The 17,282-nt window shown below is 62.5% G+C and carries 16 protein-coding genes and 1 tRNA gene; 13 read left to right on the forward strand and 4 right to left on the reverse strand.

The window, feature by feature from the left end; genetic code table 11:
* The first annotated feature begins 165 nt into the window (after positions 1-165).
* The 7 genes from HT051_RS07205 to HT051_RS07235 all read left to right on the forward strand — a co-directional run bounded on the left by HT051_RS07205 (position 166) and on the right by HT051_RS07235 (position 8,107).
* A complete protein-coding gene (locus HT051_RS07205) occupies positions 166-1,371 on the forward strand; it encodes a DUF2066 domain-containing protein (RefSeq protein WP_174541409.1) in 1,206 nt (401 codons plus the stop codon).
* Between the two features lie 104 nt (positions 1,372-1,475).
* Positions 1,476-2,087, forward strand: a complete 612-nt coding sequence (locus tag HT051_RS07210; protein ID WP_174541410.1) for a CDP-alcohol phosphatidyltransferase family protein — start codon at positions 1,476-1,478, stop codon at positions 2,085-2,087.
* Positions 2,084-2,758, forward strand: a complete 675-nt coding sequence (locus tag HT051_RS07215; RefSeq protein WP_246810214.1) for a DnaA ATPase domain-containing protein — start codon at positions 2,084-2,086, stop codon at positions 2,756-2,758. The genes HT051_RS07210 and HT051_RS07215 overlap by 4 nt, the downstream gene beginning before the upstream one ends.
* 176 nt (positions 2,759-2,934) lie before the next feature.
* Positions 2,935-5,136 carry an RNA degradosome polyphosphate kinase gene (locus tag HT051_RS07220; RefSeq protein ID WP_246810215.1) on the forward strand — a complete coding sequence of 734 codons (2,202 nt, stop codon included), beginning with the start codon at positions 2,935-2,937 and terminating at the stop codon, positions 5,134-5,136.
* 33 nt (positions 5,137-5,169) lie between these two features.
* On the forward strand, positions 5,170-6,687 hold the full coding sequence (gene ppx, locus HT051_RS07225) for an exopolyphosphatase (RefSeq protein ID WP_246810216.1): 1,518 nt from the start codon (positions 5,170-5,172) through the stop codon (positions 6,685-6,687).
* A gap of 146 nt (positions 6,688-6,833) precedes the next feature.
* The gene (locus HT051_RS07230; protein ID WP_174541413.1) at positions 6,834-7,763 is read left to right on the forward strand and encodes a DnaJ C-terminal domain-containing protein; all 930 of its coding nucleotides are present in this window, start codon (positions 6,834-6,836) and stop codon (positions 7,761-7,763) included.
* On the forward strand, positions 7,763-8,107 hold the full coding sequence (locus HT051_RS07235) for a MerR family transcriptional regulator (RefSeq protein WP_208454403.1): 345 nt from the start codon (positions 7,763-7,765) through the stop codon (positions 8,105-8,107). The genes HT051_RS07230 and HT051_RS07235 overlap by 1 nt, the downstream gene beginning before the upstream one ends.
* Positions 8,108-8,116: 9 nt before the next feature.
* Here the strand turns inward: HT051_RS07235 and rnd are convergent, their stop codons facing one another.
* Complete coding sequence (gene rnd / locus HT051_RS07240) at positions 8,117-9,286, reverse strand: ribonuclease D (RefSeq protein WP_174541414.1); 1,170 nt, start codon at positions 9,284-9,286, stop codon at positions 8,117-8,119.
* A gap of 201 nt (positions 9,287-9,487) precedes the next feature.
* Here rnd and aspS point away from each other — a divergent pair, with 201 nt between their 5' ends.
* Positions 9,488-11,269 (forward strand): aspartate--tRNA ligase, encoded by a 1,782-nt coding sequence (gene aspS / locus HT051_RS07245; RefSeq protein ID WP_174541415.1) that lies wholly within the window; start codon positions 9,488-9,490, stop codon positions 11,267-11,269.
* A gap of 22 nt (positions 11,270-11,291) precedes the next feature.
* Here aspS and HT051_RS07250 read toward each other — a convergent pair whose 3' ends face one another.
* Both HT051_RS07250 and HT051_RS07255 read right to left on the reverse strand, forming a co-directional pair.
* A complete protein-coding gene (locus tag HT051_RS07250) occupies positions 11,292-12,572 on the reverse strand; it encodes a DUF2254 domain-containing protein (protein WP_174541416.1) in 1,281 nt (426 codons plus the stop codon).
* A 59-nt stretch (positions 12,573-12,631) separates the two neighbouring features.
* Positions 12,632-12,835, reverse strand: coding sequence for a hypothetical protein (locus tag HT051_RS07255; protein ID WP_174541417.1), 204 nt, complete (start codon positions 12,833-12,835; stop codon positions 12,632-12,634).
* Positions 12,836-13,059: 224 nt separating this feature from the next.
* Here HT051_RS07255 and HT051_RS07260 point away from each other — a divergent pair, with 224 nt between their 5' ends.
* From HT051_RS07260 to HT051_RS07280, 5 genes are all read left to right on the forward strand, one after another.
* Positions 13,060-13,872, forward strand: a complete 813-nt coding sequence (locus HT051_RS07260) for a ceramidase domain-containing protein (RefSeq protein WP_174541418.1) — start codon at positions 13,060-13,062, stop codon at positions 13,870-13,872.
* Positions 13,873-13,913: 41 nt separating this feature from the next.
* Positions 13,914-14,474 (forward strand): cupin domain-containing protein, encoded by a 561-nt coding sequence (locus HT051_RS07265; RefSeq protein ID WP_174541419.1) that lies wholly within the window; start codon positions 13,914-13,916, stop codon positions 14,472-14,474.
* A 159-nt stretch (positions 14,475-14,633) separates the two neighbouring features.
* Positions 14,634-14,720: transfer RNA gene (locus tag HT051_RS07270), tRNA-Leu, on the forward strand.
* Positions 14,721-15,013: 293 nt separating this feature from the next.
* Entirely contained in the window at positions 15,014-15,532 is a 519-nt protein-coding gene (locus HT051_RS07275) for a hypothetical protein (protein WP_174541420.1), read from the forward strand.
* A 32-nt stretch (positions 15,533-15,564) separates the two neighbouring features.
* The gene (locus tag HT051_RS07280; protein WP_208454404.1) at positions 15,565-16,497 is read left to right on the forward strand and encodes a toll/interleukin-1 receptor domain-containing protein; all 933 of its coding nucleotides are present in this window, start codon (positions 15,565-15,567) and stop codon (positions 16,495-16,497) included.
* A 353-nt stretch (positions 16,498-16,850) separates the two neighbouring features.
* On the opposite strand, the gene HT051_RS07285 is transcribed toward HT051_RS07280, so the two are convergent.
* Positions 16,851-17,270 (reverse strand): potassium channel family protein, encoded by a 420-nt coding sequence (locus HT051_RS07285; RefSeq protein WP_174541422.1) that lies wholly within the window; start codon positions 17,268-17,270, stop codon positions 16,851-16,853.
* Between the last annotated feature and the right edge of the window lie 12 nt (positions 17,271-17,282).

Raw genomic sequence — 17,282 nt, forward strand, 5'->3', positions numbered from 1 at the left:
CGGCGGAAATTTTCCGACTAACTCTGTGAGAGTCGGGGGAATCGGCGCATGCCACTTGTCAGTGCGGCGCGAATGGCCTTTGTATCGGCTCGGCCAGGGACTTAAGTCATGAATGGACTTCGGCCATGGATAGACTTGGGTCCGGGAGATGAGGGGTTTTTGGGTTTGAGATACTTGGTTTTTCTTGCAGGGTTGGGGCTGGCGCTTGCCTGCGCCGGGCCGGCATTTGCCGCGTCCAGCCTCTATGACGTGGACAGTATCGATGTCGACGTGACGGCGTCCGATGCCGTTGCCGCCCAGAAGAAGGCCATGGCCGAGGCCCAGGCCAAAGGCGCCGATATCCTGTTGAAACGTTTGGTCGCGCCGAGCGATTACGCCCAGCTGCCGAAACTCAGCGCTCAGGAGATCGAAGGGCTGGTCACCGGCGTCTCGATCCAGTCGGAGCGCTACTCCACCACCCGCTATATCGCCACGCTCGGGGTCAGCTTCAGCCCGCCTGCGGTGCAGCAGCTTTTGGCTTCGCGCGGGTTGATGATCAACGACCAGCGCGCGCCGGAGATCAAGATTCTGCCTATCGTTCTGAACGGTCAGGTGCAGGGCGACGATCCGTTCGGCTGGTATAATTCCTGGGCCAATCTCGACCTATCGCACGGATTGGCGCCGGCGACCGTGGTCACGCCGATCAACTGGCTCACCACCGAGCGGCTGGGCGCCATCCTCAATGGCGATTACAACGCGTTTCAGTTCCTGGAAAACCAGTATGGCGGCGGGCCGCTGGTGATTGCGATCGCCGAGCTCGGGTCGGATCCGGCCGTGGGCCAGGTGCTGGTCACCCGGCTCTATGGCGCCGACAGCACGGGCGACGTCGATTCCAGCCAGATGGAGCCGATCGAGAACGGCGATATCCAGGCGGCCGCGCTGCGTGCGGCGCAGATGAATTACAGCGAGATCGAAAATCGCTGGAAGGCGACCACCGCCCAGGTCTCCATGCAGCAGCAGCGGCCGCGCCGGCAAAAAAAGCGCGGCGGGTTCTTGAGCAATTTCTTCGGCGGGCAGGAGGAGCAGGTGGCAGCCCCGATGCCGCCGCCCATGCCGGCCGCACCGCCGCCGATGGAGATGCCTGCCGCGGCGGCCAAGCAGAATATTTCGGCGACGGTGGAATTCGCCGGCCTCGATGGCTGGCAGCAGATGCGCCAACGGCTCAATTCGGTTCCGGGGGTGGAGAGCCTGGCGGTGAATTCGCTGTCGCCCAACAATGCCTTCGTCACTTTCGGCTATGCCGGTTCGATGCAGGCTTTCGAGGATCAGCTCGCCCAGAACGGCTTCTATCTGGAGCAGGGCATGAGCGGATATGTGGTTCGGTCCTATTAACAAGACCGAAGCTGCGTGGAGTTTAGAGTAGGACCGTTAGGGGCGATGCGGATCTGCTACGAAGCAGTCCGAACAGCCATGAGAACGGCGGTTAAGACGTGATCGTGAACATTCCAAATGCCCTGACGCTGGTGCGCATCGTGCTCGTGCCATTCGTCATCTGGTCGATTATCGCCGGTGAGATGACGCTTGCTTTCATGCTGTTTGTTGTCGCCGGTATCTCGGACGCGGCGGATGGCTATATCGCCAAGCAGTTCGGCTGCCAGACCGAGCTCGGCTCCTATCTCGACCCGATCGCCGATAAGGCGCTGCTGGTCAGCATCTATGTGACGCTCGGGCTCTCCGAGCAGCTTCCGGTTTGGCTGGTGATCGCCGTGGTCAGCCGCGACGTGCTGATCGTCGGCGCCTTTATGCTGTCCTGGGTGTTGGGCCGGGTGGTTGCGGTGCAGCCAATCCTGATCAGCAAGATCAACACCTTTTCGCAGATCGTGCTGGCCGGGCTGGTGCTTGCGGAGCTCGGTCTCGGCCTGGGGCTGGAGCAGGTGGTGGCGGTGCTGATCTGGGTCACCGGTTTCCTCACCATCGTCTCGGCGGCGGCGTATTTCTGGGGCTGGCTCGGCCTGATGGCCCGCTACGAGCCGGTGCAGCCGCCGCGGCGCCAGCATCAGAGCGACGACCTGAAGGCCCCGCGCGGGTCGGGAGTGTCGACGTCGTGATTCGGGCGCAGCTGGTTTTCGACCTGCCGCACCGCACGGCGCTCGGCGCGGAGGATTTTCTGGTCAGCCAGTGCAACCGCCTGGCGGTGGAGATGGTCGATGCCTGGCCCGACTGGCCGCAAGGTATTCAGCTTCTGGTCGGTCCGCCGAAGAGCGGCAAGACCCACCTGGTGCGGGTCTGGCAGGCGCGTTCCGGGGCGGTGGCACTGTCTCCCGACGCGGCGAGCCTGACCGCGCTCGATACGCTGGAGGCGCCGGCGCTGGTGGTGGAGGATGCCGACCGGGCCGGCTATGACGACCAGACGCTGTTCCACATCATCAATACGGCGCGGGAGCGGAATATCCCGATGCTGATTACGGCGCGAAAGCCGCCCGCCCGCTGGGATGTTTCCCTGCCGGATCTTCTGTCGCGGCTGAACGCGCTGCCGCTGGTGGAGATCGGCGTGCCGGACGATGCATTGCTGAAGACGGTCATGCTGAAGCATTTCGCCGACCGCCAGCTCGATGTCGAGCCGAAGGTGCTGGATTACCTCGCCCTGCATGTGGAGCGCTCGCTCGAAGGCGCGGCCCGGGCAGTGGCGGCGGTCGACAAGGTGGCGCTGGCGACGGGGCGAAAGATCAGCCGGCAGCTCGCCGCCGAGGCGCTCCGAAGCGATCCTTCGGCGGGCTAGCCGGCCATCTGGCCCAGCGGAATCTTTGAGATTCCGGGCGCGGCTTGTAACAGCAATGATAACTTTGCTGGTGTAGGATGCCGGAAATAGCCCGGAAGTTGCCGCTTTCAGGGAATGAGAAGCATTACGTTAGTTCGGCGAGGCAGTTGATGACATTACCGGAGAATGTAGCGTCCATGGGATCTGGCATGGGATCCGGAGGGGCGGAAGCCGGGGAGGACGGCGCCTCCAAGGCGAAGGAAGGCGTGGCCGCTTTCGGGCCGAGCCGCTACTTCAACCGGGAACTTTCCTGGCTCTATTTCAACAAGCGCGTGATGGAGGAGGCCGAGAACGAGCGGCATCCGCTGCTGGAGCGCCTGCGCTTCTTGTCGATCTCCGCCACCAATCTCGACGAGTTCTACATGGTCCGCGTGGCGGGCCTGCGCGGCCAGGTGCTGGCCGGAATCGATACGCCGAGCCAGGACGGGCTGACGCCCGCCGAGCAGCTGAGCCGCATCAACCGCTTCGTCGCCGAGCTGACCGCCGAGCAGCAGGAAAACTGGGTCAAGCTGAAGAGCCTGATGGGCGAGGCCGGCATCCATATCGTCGGCGCCGATCAGCTCACCACCCAGGAGCGCGAGTGGCTGGAGCATTATTTCGTCGACGACGTCTTCCCGGTGCTGACGCCGATCGCCGTGGATCCGGCGCACCCGTTCCCGTTCATCCCGAATTTCGGCTTCACCCTCGGGCTGGAGCTGGTGCGGGAGGGGTCGCTGCGCGCCATGCACGCGCTGATGCCGATCCCGCCGATGCTCGACCGCTTCATCCGCCTGCCGCAGGGCGAGAATTCCGACCAGATCCGCTTCATCCGGCTAGAGACGCTGGTGGCGATTTTCGTCGACCGGCTGTTCCCGGGCTACCGGGTGCGCAGCCAGGGCGCCTTCCGGGTGCTGCGCGACAGCGATCTGGAAGTGCAGGAAGAGGCCGAAGATCTGGTGCGGCTGTTCGAATCGGCGCTGAAGCGCCGCCGGCGCGGATCGGTGATCCGGCTGGAGATCGAGAACACCATGCCGCCGCGGCTGCAGCGCTTCGTGATGCAGGAGCTGAAGGTCACCGATGACGAGGTGTTCGTGCAGAAGGGGCTGATCGGTCTGTCCGACACCTCGCAGCTGATCGTCTCCGACCGGCCGGACCTTAAGTTCAAGCCGTTCAACAGCCGCTTTCCGGAGCGTATCCGCGAGCATCAGGGCGATTGCTTCGCGGCCATCCGGGAGAAGGACATCGTGGTGCATCACCCCTACGAATCCTTTGACGTGGTGCTGCAATTCCTCAAGCAGGCCGCTGCCGATCCGGATGTGGTGGCGATCAAATGGACGCTCTACCGCACCGGCAAGAGCTCGCCGATCATCGAGGTGCTGAAAGAGGCGGCCGAGGCCGGCAAGTCGGTTACCGCGGTGGTGGAGCTCAAGGCGCGCTTCGACGAGGAAGCCAACATCAAATGGGCCCGCGATCTGGAAAGCGCCGGCGTCCAGGTGGTGTATGGCTTTCTGGAGCTGAAGACCCACGCCAAGCTCAGCCTGATCGTGCGGCGCGAGCGGGGCGAGCTGGTCACCTATTGCCATGTCGGCACCGGCAACTACCACGCGGTGACGGCGAAGATTTACACCGATCTGTCCTTCTTCACCGCCGACCGGGCCACCGGCCACGACCTGTCGCGCATCTTCAACTTCGTCACCGGCTATGCCGAGCCGATGGAGCTGGAGGCGATGGCGCTGTCGCCGCACGGGATCCGGGCGCGCATCCTCGATCACATCCGCGAGGAGATGTATCACGCCAAGGAAGGCCGGCCCGCGGCGATCTGGATGAAGATGAACTCGCTGGTCGATCCGGAGATCATCGACACGCTGTACGAGGCGAGTCAGGCCGGCGTCGAGATCGACCTGATCGTGCGCGGCATTTGCTGCCTGCGCCCCGGCGTGCCGCATCTTTCCGAGCGCATCCACGTGAAGAGCATCGTCGGCCGCTTCCTGGAGCATTCGCGCATTTATTGCTTCGGCGCCGGCTACGGCCTGCCGCACCGCAATGCAGCCGTTTATATCTCCTCGGCGGATATGATGCCGCGCAATCTCGACCGCCGGGTCGAGGCGATGCTGCCGATCCGCAATGCCACGGTGCATGAGCAGATTCTCGACCAGATCATGGTCGCCAATCTGAAGGACAACCTGCAGAGCTGGCGGGTGCGCCCCGATGGAAGTTCGGAACGAATCAAGCCGGTGGAGGGCCAGGAGCCGTTCAGCGCACAGAGCTACTTCATGACCAACCCAAGCCTTTCGGGGCGCGGCGCGGCTTTGAAGGAAAACATGCCGCCGCGATTTGCCCATCTCGTACAGACCGGTTAAGCGTTGGCTTTGATGAAGCTTTTCCGGCTGCCCATGGCCCGTCGCGATGACCTAAGCCCTGTAGCGATCGTCGATATCGGGTCCAACTCGGTTCGGCTGGTCGTCTATGAGGGCGCAACCCGCGTCCCCGTACCGCTTTTCAACGAAAAGGTGCTTTGCGGTCTCGGCCGCGAAGTCGCGTCTACGGGCAAGCTTGCGCCGAAGGCGGTGGAGCGGGCCTTGCACGCCTTGCACCGCTTTCGCGCCATCATCGATCAGACCAAGGCCAAGACCGTCGAGGTGATCGCCACCGCGGCGGCGCGCGATGCCGAAAACGGTCCGGACTTCGTCGCCGAGGCGGAAGCGATTCTCGATGCGCCGGTGCAGCTTCTGACCGGCCGCATGGAGGCGGAGCTTGCCGCGGCGGGTGTGATTTCCGGCCATCGCCATGCGCAAGGGCTCGCCGGAGATATGGGCGGCGGCAGTCTGGAGCTGGTGGATATCGCCGATGGCACGCCGGGTGATGCCGTCACCTTGCCGCTTGGCGGCTTGCGGCTGATCGACGTTTCCGGCGGCAGCCTGAAGAAGGCGCGCGATATCGTCGACGAGGAGCTCGACAAGGTTTCGTGGCTGGAAAACGGCAAGGACCGCGATTTCTACGCCATCGGCGGCACGTGGCGCGCTTTCGCCCGGGTCTATATGGCGGAGATCGACTATCCCTTGAGCGTGATGCAGGATTTCCGCATCAAGGCGGAGGATGCGCTGAAATTCGCCTCCGTGCTCGATCATCAGTCCCAGACATCGCTGGCCGGCATCCGCGAAGTCTCCAGCGCGCGGCGTGAGACCTTGCCCTATGGCGCGTTGGTGCTGGAGCGGATCATTCGCCGGATGAAGCCGAAATCCATCGTCATCTCGGCTTACGGCATCCGGGAAGGGCTGCTCTATACGCTGCTCGACGAGACGCAGCGGAAGGAAGACCCGCTGCTGGTCGCCTGCCAGGATCTGGCGGAGCGCCGCTCGCGCTCGGTGGACTACGCCTACGAGCTTTGCGAATGGACCGACACGCTGTTCGGCGGCGCCGGCTATCCGGAAACGGAGGATGAGCGGCGTCTTCGCCATGCCGCATGCCTGCTCTCCGATATCGGCTGGCGGGCGCATCCCGATTATCGCGGCACGCAAAGCCTCGACACGGTGGCGCAGGGCAATTTCGCCGGGGTCGATCATGTCGGCCGGGCGCTTCTGGCGCTTGCGGTCTATTTCCGCGCCGAAGGCTTCGTGAAGGACGAGCTCAGCCTGTCGCTGATGGAGCTGATCGGCGACGATCAGGTGAAGCGGGCCCGTATTCTCGGGGCCGCCTTCCGTGCTGCCAATATGGTCAGCGCCTCGCTGCCGGGCGTGCTGCCGCATACCCCGCTCAGCTTCGAAGGCGACCGGCTGGTCTGGACCTTGCCGGCGCCTTACGACAATCTGGACGGCGAGCGGGTCGGGCGCCGGTTCAAGACCTTGGCCGGGCTGCTCGGCAAGGAAGATGAGATCAGGGTCGGCAATGCGGTGGAGAAGGCTGCAGTCTAAGCTCCGCAGCTATGCTTGTGAGCGGGGTTAAGAGACCCCAACTACAAAACACCCCGAATTATCGTGTCCCCAATTAACATGACATTGGGGATCATGGTGTCCTATCCCATTTCACGATCAAAGCAGAACCGGAACATCTCTTGTAAATGGCAGACGATCTTTATTCCGTGCTTGGCGTGTCGAAGACCGCGAGTGGCGACGACATCAGCAAGGCCTATCGCAAGCTCGCGAAGAAGTATCACCCCGACCTCAATCCGGGCGACAGCGCTGCGGAGGCCAAATTCAAGGAAGCCTCGGCCGCCTATTCGATCCTTGGCGACGAGGAGAAGCGCGGCAAATACGATCGCGGCGAGATCGACGCGTCCGGCCAGGAGCGGCCAGAGCAGCGCTACTATCGCGAATATGCCGGCGGCGAGGGCGGCCAGCAATATTACTCCTCGGCCGGGTTCGAGGATCTCGGCGATATCTTCAGCGATCTGTTCGGCCAGCGCGGCGCTGCGGGCGGCGCACGCGGCGGCGGCGCCCGCAACTTCGCCATGCGCGGCCAGGACGCCAATTACCGGCTGGAGGTCGATTTTCTGGAAGCCGCCAACGGCGCCAAGAAGCGCATCACGCTGCCCGATGGCGGCACGCTGGATGTCAGCCTGCCTGCCGGCGTGCGCGACGGCCAGGTGCTGCGTCTCAAGGGCAAGGGCTCGCCGGGCTCGGGCGGCGCGCCTTCGGGCGATGCGCTGGTGGAGATCACCGTCCGGTCTCACCCGGTGTTCAAACGCGACGGCAACAACATCACGGTGGAGCTGCCGCTGACCCTTGCCGAGGCGGGGCTCGGCGGCAAGGTCGAGGTGCCGACCATTCACGGCCCGGTCTCGATGACCATTCCGGCCGGCTCCAATACCGGCCAGACGCTGCGGCTGAAGGGGCGCGGCATCAAGGCCAAGGCGGGCACCGGCGATCAGTTCGTGAAGCTCCAGGTGACGATGCCGGAGACCGTCGATGACGAGCTGAAAGAGTTTCTCGGAAGCTGGCGGGACAAGCATCCTTATGACCCGCGCTCGAAACTGAGGGTGGGAACCTGATGCTGAAGGAACGCGATCTTGTGGCCAAGGTGCCCAAGCTCACCGTCTCGCGGCTTCGGGTCTGGGTCAACGAAGGTTGGATCCGGCCGACCGCGCAGGACGACGACGGCTTTAGCGAAGCGGATCTGGCGCGGGCCGCGCTGATCCGCGATCTGCTCGACGATCTCGGCTTTGGCGAGGAGGAGGTGCCGGTGGTACTGAATCTGATCGATCAGATCCACGGGCTGCGCGGCGAGCTGCGCTGCTTCGTCGAGACTATCGATTCCCTATCGGACGATACCCGCACCGAGGTGAAGCAGAAGCTCACCGTGCGGCGGGCCAAGCTCTACCGCACCGAGCCCTAAGCCGGCCTGCTAGCCGGCGAGGATATCCTTGCCGGCGGGGACCACCACGATCTCGCCATCCTTGATGGTGAGGGAGAGTTCGCCGCGTTTCAGCGCCAGGGCCTGATCGCCGAACAGGGTCTTGCGCCAGCCTTTCATCACCGGATTGTCGGCGGCATCGGAGCGGGCGATCTGCTCCAGATCGTCGGATGTGGCGATCAGCTTGGGCGCAACGCCGTGATGCCCGGCGGTCGCTTTCAAAAGCACCCGCAATAGATCGAACACCGCGGCGGCTTCGGGCTTCAGCGGCTCGTTGCGGGGAAGCCGCGGCACGGTCTTCGGATCGCGGGCGAGGCCTGCCTCCACCGCTTCCAGGACGGCGCGGCCCCGCGGCGAGCGGGCAAAGCCGTTATGCAGGGTGCGCAGCCCTCCGAGCTCTTCCTGCGTGCGCGGCGCCTGATTGGCGATGTCGTGCAGCGCGTCGTCCTTGAGGATGCGGGCCCGGGGCACGTCCTGGGTCTGGGCTTCGCGCTCGCGCCAGGCGGCGATCTCCATCAGAATACCGAGCGCCTTGGGCGTCTTGGTGCGGATCTTCAGGCGTTTCCAGGCATTTTCCGGATGCAGCTCGTAGGTGGCTGGGTCGGTGAGCACCGCCATCTCCTCGCGCAGCCAGGTTTCCCGCCCGGATTGGTCGAGCTGGGCCTTCAGATCGGGGTAGAGGTCCCGCAAGTGTGTCACGTCGCCCAGCGCGTAGGTCAGCTGGCGTTCGGAGAGGGGGCGGCGGCTCCAATCGGTGAAACGGGAGGTCTTGTCCAGATTGCGGTTCAGCATCCGCTTCACCAGCATGCCGTAGCCCACCGATTCGCCGAAGCCGCACACCATGGCGGCGACCTGGGTATCGAAGATCGGCTTGGGCACGTCGCCGGCCATGTGGTGGACGATCTCCACGTCCTGGCGGGCGGAATGGAACACCTTGACCACGTTCTCATTGAACATCAGCTCGAAGAACGGGGCCAAATCGATGCCCGGCGCCAGGGTATCGACCAGCACTTCGGTGTCCCCGGCAGCCATCTGGACGAGACATAGCTTCGGCCAGAAGGTCTGCTCCCGCAGGAACTCCGTATCGACGGCAATAAATGGAGCTGAGGCCAGCTCCCGGCAGGTCGCCGCGAGCTCCTCGGAGGTGGTGATTAATCGCATGGTTACTGGCCGATATAGCTTAACCGGGGGCCCCGCGCCAAGGATTTGCACGAAACGAGCTGTTGACGAGAATGCGGCAGCCGGGATCGCGCCGGCTTGCGGCGGTCCGCGGCGCCGCTCATCTTGACAAACCGGGCCGCGCATGCGCTGTTCCGCGGCACCCGATCCTTGCCTTTTTGGCCTTCCAAAGAACCATTTCCGATGCACGATTATCGCTCCCATACCTGCGGCGAACTTCGACGCGACGACGTTGGCAAAACCGTCCGGCTGTCCGGCTGGGTCCATCGCGTCCGCGACCATGGCGGCCTGCTTTTCATCGACTTGCGCGATCATTACGGGCTGACCCAATGCGTCGCCGATCCGGAGTCGCCGGCCTTTGCCGAGGCCGAGAAGCTGAAGGCCGAATGGGTGGTGAAAATCGACGGCGAGGTGGTCGCTCGCGAGGCGGAGACGGTCAATCCGAACCTGCCGACCGGCGATGTCGAGGTGCGGATCAAATCCATCGAGGTGCTGTCCGAGGCGGCCGAGCTGCCTGTGCCGGTGTTCGGCGAGCCGGATTATCCGGAGGAGACGCGGCTGCGCTACCGCTTCCTCGATCTTCGCCGCGAGAAGCTGCACGCCAATATCATGAAGCGCCAGGCGATCATCTGGTCGCTGCGCCAGCGCATGCGCGATGCCGGGTTCTTCGAGTTCCAGACCCCGATTCTGACGGCCTCCTCGCCGGAAGGCGCGCGCGATTATCTGGTGCCGAGCCGGGTGCATCCGGGCAAGTTCTATGCGCTGCCCCAGGCGCCGCAGCAGTTCAAGCAGCTGACGATGATGGCTGGCTTCGACCGGTATTTTCAGATCGCGCCGTGCTTCCGCGACGAGGATGCCCGCGCCGACCGCTCGCCGGGTGAATTCTATCAGCTCGATATCGAGATGAGCTTCGTCACCCAGGAAGACGTGTTCCAGGCGGTGGAGCCGGTGCTGCGCGGCCTGTTCGAGGAGTTCGCTGACGGCAAGCGGGTGACCCAGGAGTTTCCGCGCATTCCCTATGCCGAGGCGATGCGGAAGTACGGCACCGACAAGCCGGACCTGCGCAATCCCATCGAGATGGAAGATGTCTCGGAGCATTTCCGCGGCTCCGGCTTCAAGATCTTCGCCGGCATGCTGGAGATGGACGAGAACGCCCGGGTCTGGGCGATCCCGGCCCCCGGCGGCGGCAGCCGCGCCTTCTGCGACCGGATGAATAGCTGGGCGCAAGGCGAGGGGCAGCCAGGGCTCGGCTATATCTTCTTCCGCGAGGGCGAAGGGGCAGGGCCGATCGCCAAGAATATCGGGCCGGAGCGCACCGCGGCGATCCGCGAGCAGCTCGGGCTGAAGGACGGCGATGCGGTGTTCTTCGTCGCCGGTCTGCCGTATGAGTTCGCCGATTTCGCCGGCCGGGCGCGGGTCAAGGCGGGCAACGATCTGGAGCTGACCGATACCGATCAGTTCGCCTTCTGCTGGATCGTCGACTTCCCGATGTATGAGTGGAACGAGGAGGAGAAGAAGATCGACTTCTCCCATAACCCGTTCTCCATGCCGCAAGGCGGGATGGAAGCGCTGGAAGGGATCGAGCCGCTGGACGTGCTCGCCTATCAGTACGACATCGTCTGCAACGGCATCGAGCTTTCCTCCGGCGCGATCCGGAACCACAAGCCGGAGATCATGCAGAAGGCGTTCGATATCGCCGGCTATCCCATGGACGTGCTGGAAGAGAAATTCGGCGGCATGCTGCGCGCGCTGCAATACGGCGCCCCGCCTCATGGCGGCATCGCGCCGGGCGTCGACCGTATGGTGATGCTGCTTTGCGGCGAGGAGAATCTGCGCGAGGTGGTGATGTTCCCGATGAATCAGCAGGCCGAAGATCTGCTGATGGGGGCGCCCTCGACCGTCGACGAGGCGCAGCTGAAAGAGCTGAACATCAAGCTGGTTCCGCCGAAAGTCGCCAAGAAATAGCGCCCGGTGAGGCTGGCCCTGCCTATCCGCTTTTCTTGATGGCCGCGAGCTTCTCTTTCGCCCAGCGCAGCTTGTCCTCGTCCTCGAGGCGATCTTCCATCGCATTGACGGTGGCTTGCGCCTGATCCTGAAGCACCTCGCGCTGCTCGGGATGGGCGTGCTCGGCGAGCTGGGCTAGCGCCTCGATCAGGCGGATCTGCACCGAAGGGCTGCCTTCGGCGTGATGGCGGATCTGAAAGAAGGCGGTATCGGCAAGCGCGGCGAAGCCATATCGCGGCGCGATCAGCCGCACGGTGCCATCCTCGTCGCACCAGGCTGTTTGCGGCCGGCCGCGGCGCATCACCTTCTGCATTGCGCTCGCCAGCCTGTCGATCGCCGCCATGGCGGTGAACGGATCGGTGATCGAGGGCGACAGCGCCCGAAGCGCGATCTCCACCAGCTGATGGATGTAGTAGCGAAGATCCTGTACCGGATATTGGCCGCTGCTTTGCTGGATGCAGGCCTGGATTTCTTCGATCACATCGTCTTGCGCGCAGCTGGCGGGCGTAATCTTGCCGAAGCTGGCGGCTTCGATGCGGTGGTCGCCGGCAATCGCCTCCAGCAGGATCACGGCATCGTTCTTCGCCGCGATCTTGACCAGGCTCTCATGCTCGATGCCCTGGATATAGCCGCTCGCCGATGCAGGGAGCGGCGCGGCGTCCTTTTCCGGGAAGTCCGGCATCTCGCCGTTCGGCTCGTCGTCCTTCTCATAGGGGAGAAGCCGCTCGATCTCCTCGTCCAGCATCCCGCCGACCTGGGCGATCACCGTATCGGCGATGATCGAGCGGGCGAGGTGATGCACGAAGATCAGAAGCGCCAGGATGTTGATCAGGATCAACGCAGTGCCGGCCGTGACCGCGATATTGGGCACGCCGTTATCTGCGGCATAGATCGAGCGCAGCACCAAGATCAGATAGACCACGCTGGCGATCATCAGGCCGAGACTGGCCTGGGTGCGCCAATCGGCCATGAAGCTGCGGATCAGCCGCGGCCCAAGCTGCTGGGCGGCGAGCGTCAGCACCACCATGGTGATGGAGATGGCCAGCGTCGCCATGGTGATGATGGCGGTGACCAGATCGGAGAGGAACTGGGAGGCGCCGTCCGGCGTGCCGCTATAGAGATACCAGGGCGGGGTGTCGCCGACCTCCAGATCCACGCGCACCAAGGCCAGCGCGGCCACCACCGCGACCAGCGTCATGGCGAGCGGCAGTGCCCAGAGGCTGGAGCGGATGTTCAGCCAGAAGGCGTAGAGCCGGTTCAGCATGGGGGCTCCCGATCAGGGAAGGCCGCGATTTGAGCGGCCGGTTGCGGCGCGGCTAGGGCTCAGCCGCCGCCCGGCGCGTCGTCGCGATGCCAGAAATCCACCGTGGCGTTGCGCAGCGTATAGGCGCAATTGAAGGTGCAGTTGAGCCAGGCACCGCCCGGCGTCTGCACCTGATAGCCATGGGGGCCGAGGCGGACGCGGCCGGAAACGGCGCTCGGCGTGCCGTATTTCCCATCCACGGTAATGGAGTGCTCGTCGGGCACGACGGCGGCATACGGGTCGCTATACCCGTCCGCGAGGGCCGGGGCCGCACAACTTGCGAGGAACAAAGTCGCAAGGGACGCACTTTTGAAGAAACCGGTCCGGTTCATTGCCGCCGCTCCATTTCGATTCCGGTCGTATCGAAGCGGCAGCTTAAGCGAGGCGCCGCGGCTCCGAAACCCCAAAAGCGGCTTTGGAGCCCACGGAAAAAGGGGGACATCGGGTCTTGGGGGAGCACGTCTATCTCTATTGCGAGCGCGGGGTGAATCCCGACCTGCTCGCCGAGCCTGTGAATGCTGCGACCAATGCCGCCTTTCTGCTGGCGGCGCTGGCCGGGCTTTGGCTGTTTTACCGGCGCCCGGCCGCGGCCAGGAGCGCCGACCATTATTTGCTGATCGGCCTGGTGTTCGTGATCGGGCTCGGCAGCCTGTCCTTCCACCTCTTCGCCACCGAGGCGACCTCGCTGGCCGACACCATTCCCATCGGGCTTTTCGTCCTGGTCAATCTCGGCTTTGCGCTGAACCGTCTGCTCGGCGTGCCGCCGGGCTGGACGGTGCTGATCGTCGCCGGTTTCGCCGGGCTTGCCGCCGGCACCATGCAGCTTCGCTGTTTCGACGGGGCGATCGGTTTTCCGGGGCCGAACGTCACCGGCGCATCGCCCTGCTTCAACGGCTCCATCGCCTATTTCCCGGCGCTGCTCGCCATGGCGGTGATCGGGGCGCTGCTTTGGGCGCGGAAACAGAGGGCCGGCACCACCATCTTGTGGGCGGCTTTGATCTTCGCCATCTCGGTCACCTTCCGCTCGCTGGATCTGGCGCTTTGCGGCACGGTGATCGCCTCGGGCCATAAGCTCGGCACCCATTTCCTCTGGCATCTCCTGAATGCGCTGACGCTGTTCCTGCTGCTGAAGGCGAGCTTGGAGGCGGGGCAGGGCGTTTCGGGGGCCAGCCGCTCGCGGGCCGAGATCCTGGCGCCGGTGCCGTCCTCGGCGCCTGCACGCGAAGAGGAGCCGGAGGAGCGGAGCGGCTCGTTCCTCTAGACTCGCGCTATGCTGGGGCCAAGCAGCCAAGAGGATCTTCGATGTCGTCAAATCCCTCCCGCCCCATCCGCCGGGTCGTCACCGGCGAAACGGCCGATGGCGCCTCCATTGTCGCCAGCGACGCTGAGGAGCCGCCCATCGAGGTGCCGCTGATGCCCGGCGCGCAGTTCTTCAGCCTTTGGGGGAGCGATGCCGCGCCGGTGCTGCCCAATGACGGGGCGGCGCCGGACTTCACCCAGTGGTTTCCGCCGGAGACGGGCTTCCGCTTTCAGGTCATCGTGCTGCCGCCGGACGGCACCGCGCTAAAGGAGAAGATGAGTGCCGCGGCGGCCGTGGTCGAGACCCAGAAGCGGCTGCCAGGGCTACTCGCGGCGATGGATCCGAAAAATCCCGGCATGCACGCGACCGATACGATCGATCTGATCTATGTGGCGTCCGGCGCCTGCGAGATGGAGCTGGCCGACGGCTCCAAGACGGCGCTCTCCGCCGGCGACGCCATCGTCCAGAACGGCGCGCGCCATGCCTGGCGCAATCCGCATGAAGGCCCATGCACCCTGATCAATGTCTCGCTCGGCGCGGCGCGGAAATCCGATCCGGCTTAGGCGGGCGCGCAAACCATAGAGTGGTCACGCCGACGCGCGGGCTAGGCAAAATGCTGCAAACCGGGCAAAAGAGGCAAAGGCCGATTTGGCCATGCGCTCAAGCCCTGCCGCGAAATTGGGGGCGGGTACGGGCGCTCGCGCTTCTCCCGAAGCGCGCATGCGGACGTGGTGGAATTGGTAGACACACAGGACTTAAAATCCTGAGGGCGAAAGCCCGTGCGGGTTCGACCCCCGCCGTCCGCACCATTTCGTATTCGGGTACTCTGAACCAAGTCCGATGATTTCGCCGGGCTGACACCCGCAACCGAGAAATTGGCCGCGAACTGCCCAGGACGCTTGCTGAGCGCAAGGAGCGCCAGAACCGACGATATCGATATGCCTATTGCATCGCACATTCTTGCTGCAGCCGAGGCTATCCGGGCTCATGACTCGTCCCTTTACCACCTTGACGTTTGCAATCCTTGTCAGCAAAACTAAAACTAGAATCGGGAAAAGTTTAATAGTTGTTTGGCGGCGCGTGTATCTAATGGAACTGCGTTATGAAGTATATAGTAGATGGAAATCTTATTTATGAGAGTCAGGTCGGGGGGTATTTTGATGTTGCGAATGACATCGCAACACTTATAATCGCAATTTTTGTGCCATTGTTGACTTATATACTTTATAAGAGAACGCGGAAGGCCGATCAGAGGTGTTTAATTGTTTTTAGAAATGTAGATTTTGACCCAAATGAAGAATCAACTTGGGTTATTGAGAATGTGGGGAAGGGCGTTGCATTAGATGTGCTGGTGGGGACTGCGGATAGCGAAAAGCGCTATGACGCAGGTAAGTGGACTGAATATCCGGCACTCCCGGTCGGCAAAGTGTATAGGTTAAATCTGACGGGTTATGAGCTTGCCGCGTACTACAATGATATAACTGGGCAGAGCTATAGGACAGTTTGCTGCGGCCATAGGAATAAAATTGACGAAAATGTTCCTAGGCCTGCTGTTAGGCCAAGTCATTCTCATTGGTCTCTTTCTATGGAGGCCGGAAAGAAAACAAAGTCAGAAACTTAAATAATATATATTTTTCGATGCCAAAAATATTTGTGAGTTATGCAAGCGAAGACAGTGATGCTGTTGAGGCAATCATTGCTCATATGGAATCTATGCTTCCATGTGTAGATTTCTTTAGGTCCATGGATCCGAAGAAGCTTTCTCCAGGTCAAGAATGGCGTTCGACCCTTTTGCTTGAGATGGAGCAGTGCGATCTGGCCATTTTTTTGATTTCGGAGAATTCACTCGGGAAAGCATGGCCGAATTTTGAGTTAGGCTACATAACGAGAAGCCATCGGACTCCCTTGATATGTTCGTCGCTCCAGCATGACCTACATCTTCACGGGCCGTTTGAGGCCCATCAAACTACTCCACTAAACCCAAGTCGCCGCCTAGCAGCGGAAGAGCTAAGTAGACTTATCGAGGATAAGATCTCTCTGCGGGCGGCTCGGACAGAATTTACAATCCAGATACGCGACAGGGTGCTGCCTTTGGAACAGGGCTGGCAGCGTTATGCCGGTCCATATTCCGACACTGCAAGGATACGACAGGGCACCTTTGGGGTTACTTTTGGAGCGGGGTTCGACGATGGATTTCGCTTCCCTGCGTCGGAAGATTCTCTGGCAGCGCCTTGGCAATTTCTTTTGTTAGAGGTGAATCCTAACAAGGATGTGTACGTGTATTTCGTTGTGGAGATGCAGGATAGAACAAGAAAGCTTCTGTTTCTGAACAGTTACCAGGAGTCTGTCGGCTTCGGAAGCCCGAAGAATGAATTTCAGATTCCGCTTCCATCGTGCGACCGGCCATCTAGGCTAATTGTCGATACAAACACGTTCATACCGCGCTTGGGTCGCCATGTACCGGTTATGACGCGTGGTTTGAGAGTTCGCGGACCAACAGAGCTGCGCAAAATAGGAATGTTCGAATCCTGGGAAGCAATTCCGAAGATGCTGAAACGCGACTCTCTCGCTATTCAACTGCCGTGAACGCGAGGCCGCGCGACGTTGTTGAGGAAGTTCGGGTTGTCCGTTCATATGTCGCGTGTCATCTCATTTACCTCAGGTCACCGCCTTTTGGCGGCCTCTTTGTTAAATGGAATTCCTGCGCGAACGCAGCGAGACCAGCAAACGTTTCATGCAACTGACGATATCTTCTTCTAGCTGAAACCGGAAAATCAGTGCGAGGCGAACGGTTGTTACGTCCGGCGCACATAGCGAACGCTCGTTTGCCCCCTCTTTGGCGGCGCTTCGCTCGCCGCTCCGCGGGGGCGGGCTATGGCCCGGGCCGCGGTCGCGGCCTGTTGGCGGCAAATTTTCCGCTCTGCGCTTCTTGAGGCCCATCAAACATCGGCGCGGTAGACCCATTTGACGCCGACGAAGACCAGTGCCGTGGACCAGCCGAACAGCAATAGGCCGTTGGCTGCCTCGAAGGAGGAGAGCAGGCGCCATTCCTCGTCCAGGGTGATGTCGCCGAAGCCGAGCGTGGTGAAGGTGACGGTGGAGAAATAGACCGCGTGCTCCAGCGTGTCGAAAGTGCCGAGCGCGAGATAGAGCACGGCCCAGCTCCAGACTTCGGTGATGGTGCCGAGGAACAGCCACAGCACCAGAGCGGCGATCTTCAGCGTCCCGTGGGGGAGGGAGCTGGTCGGGTGGCGCTTCAGATGCTCGCGCAGGCGCTCGATGCCGGTGACGGCGAACAGCCCCTGGATGAAGGTGGTGATCACGATCATGGCCGAGCCCAGGATGATCTGTGTGAGCACATTTCCTCCGAT

This window comes from Methyloligella sp. GL2, assembly GCF_013341275.1.
Lineage (GTDB): Bacteria > Pseudomonadota > Alphaproteobacteria > Rhizobiales > Methyloligellaceae > Methyloligella.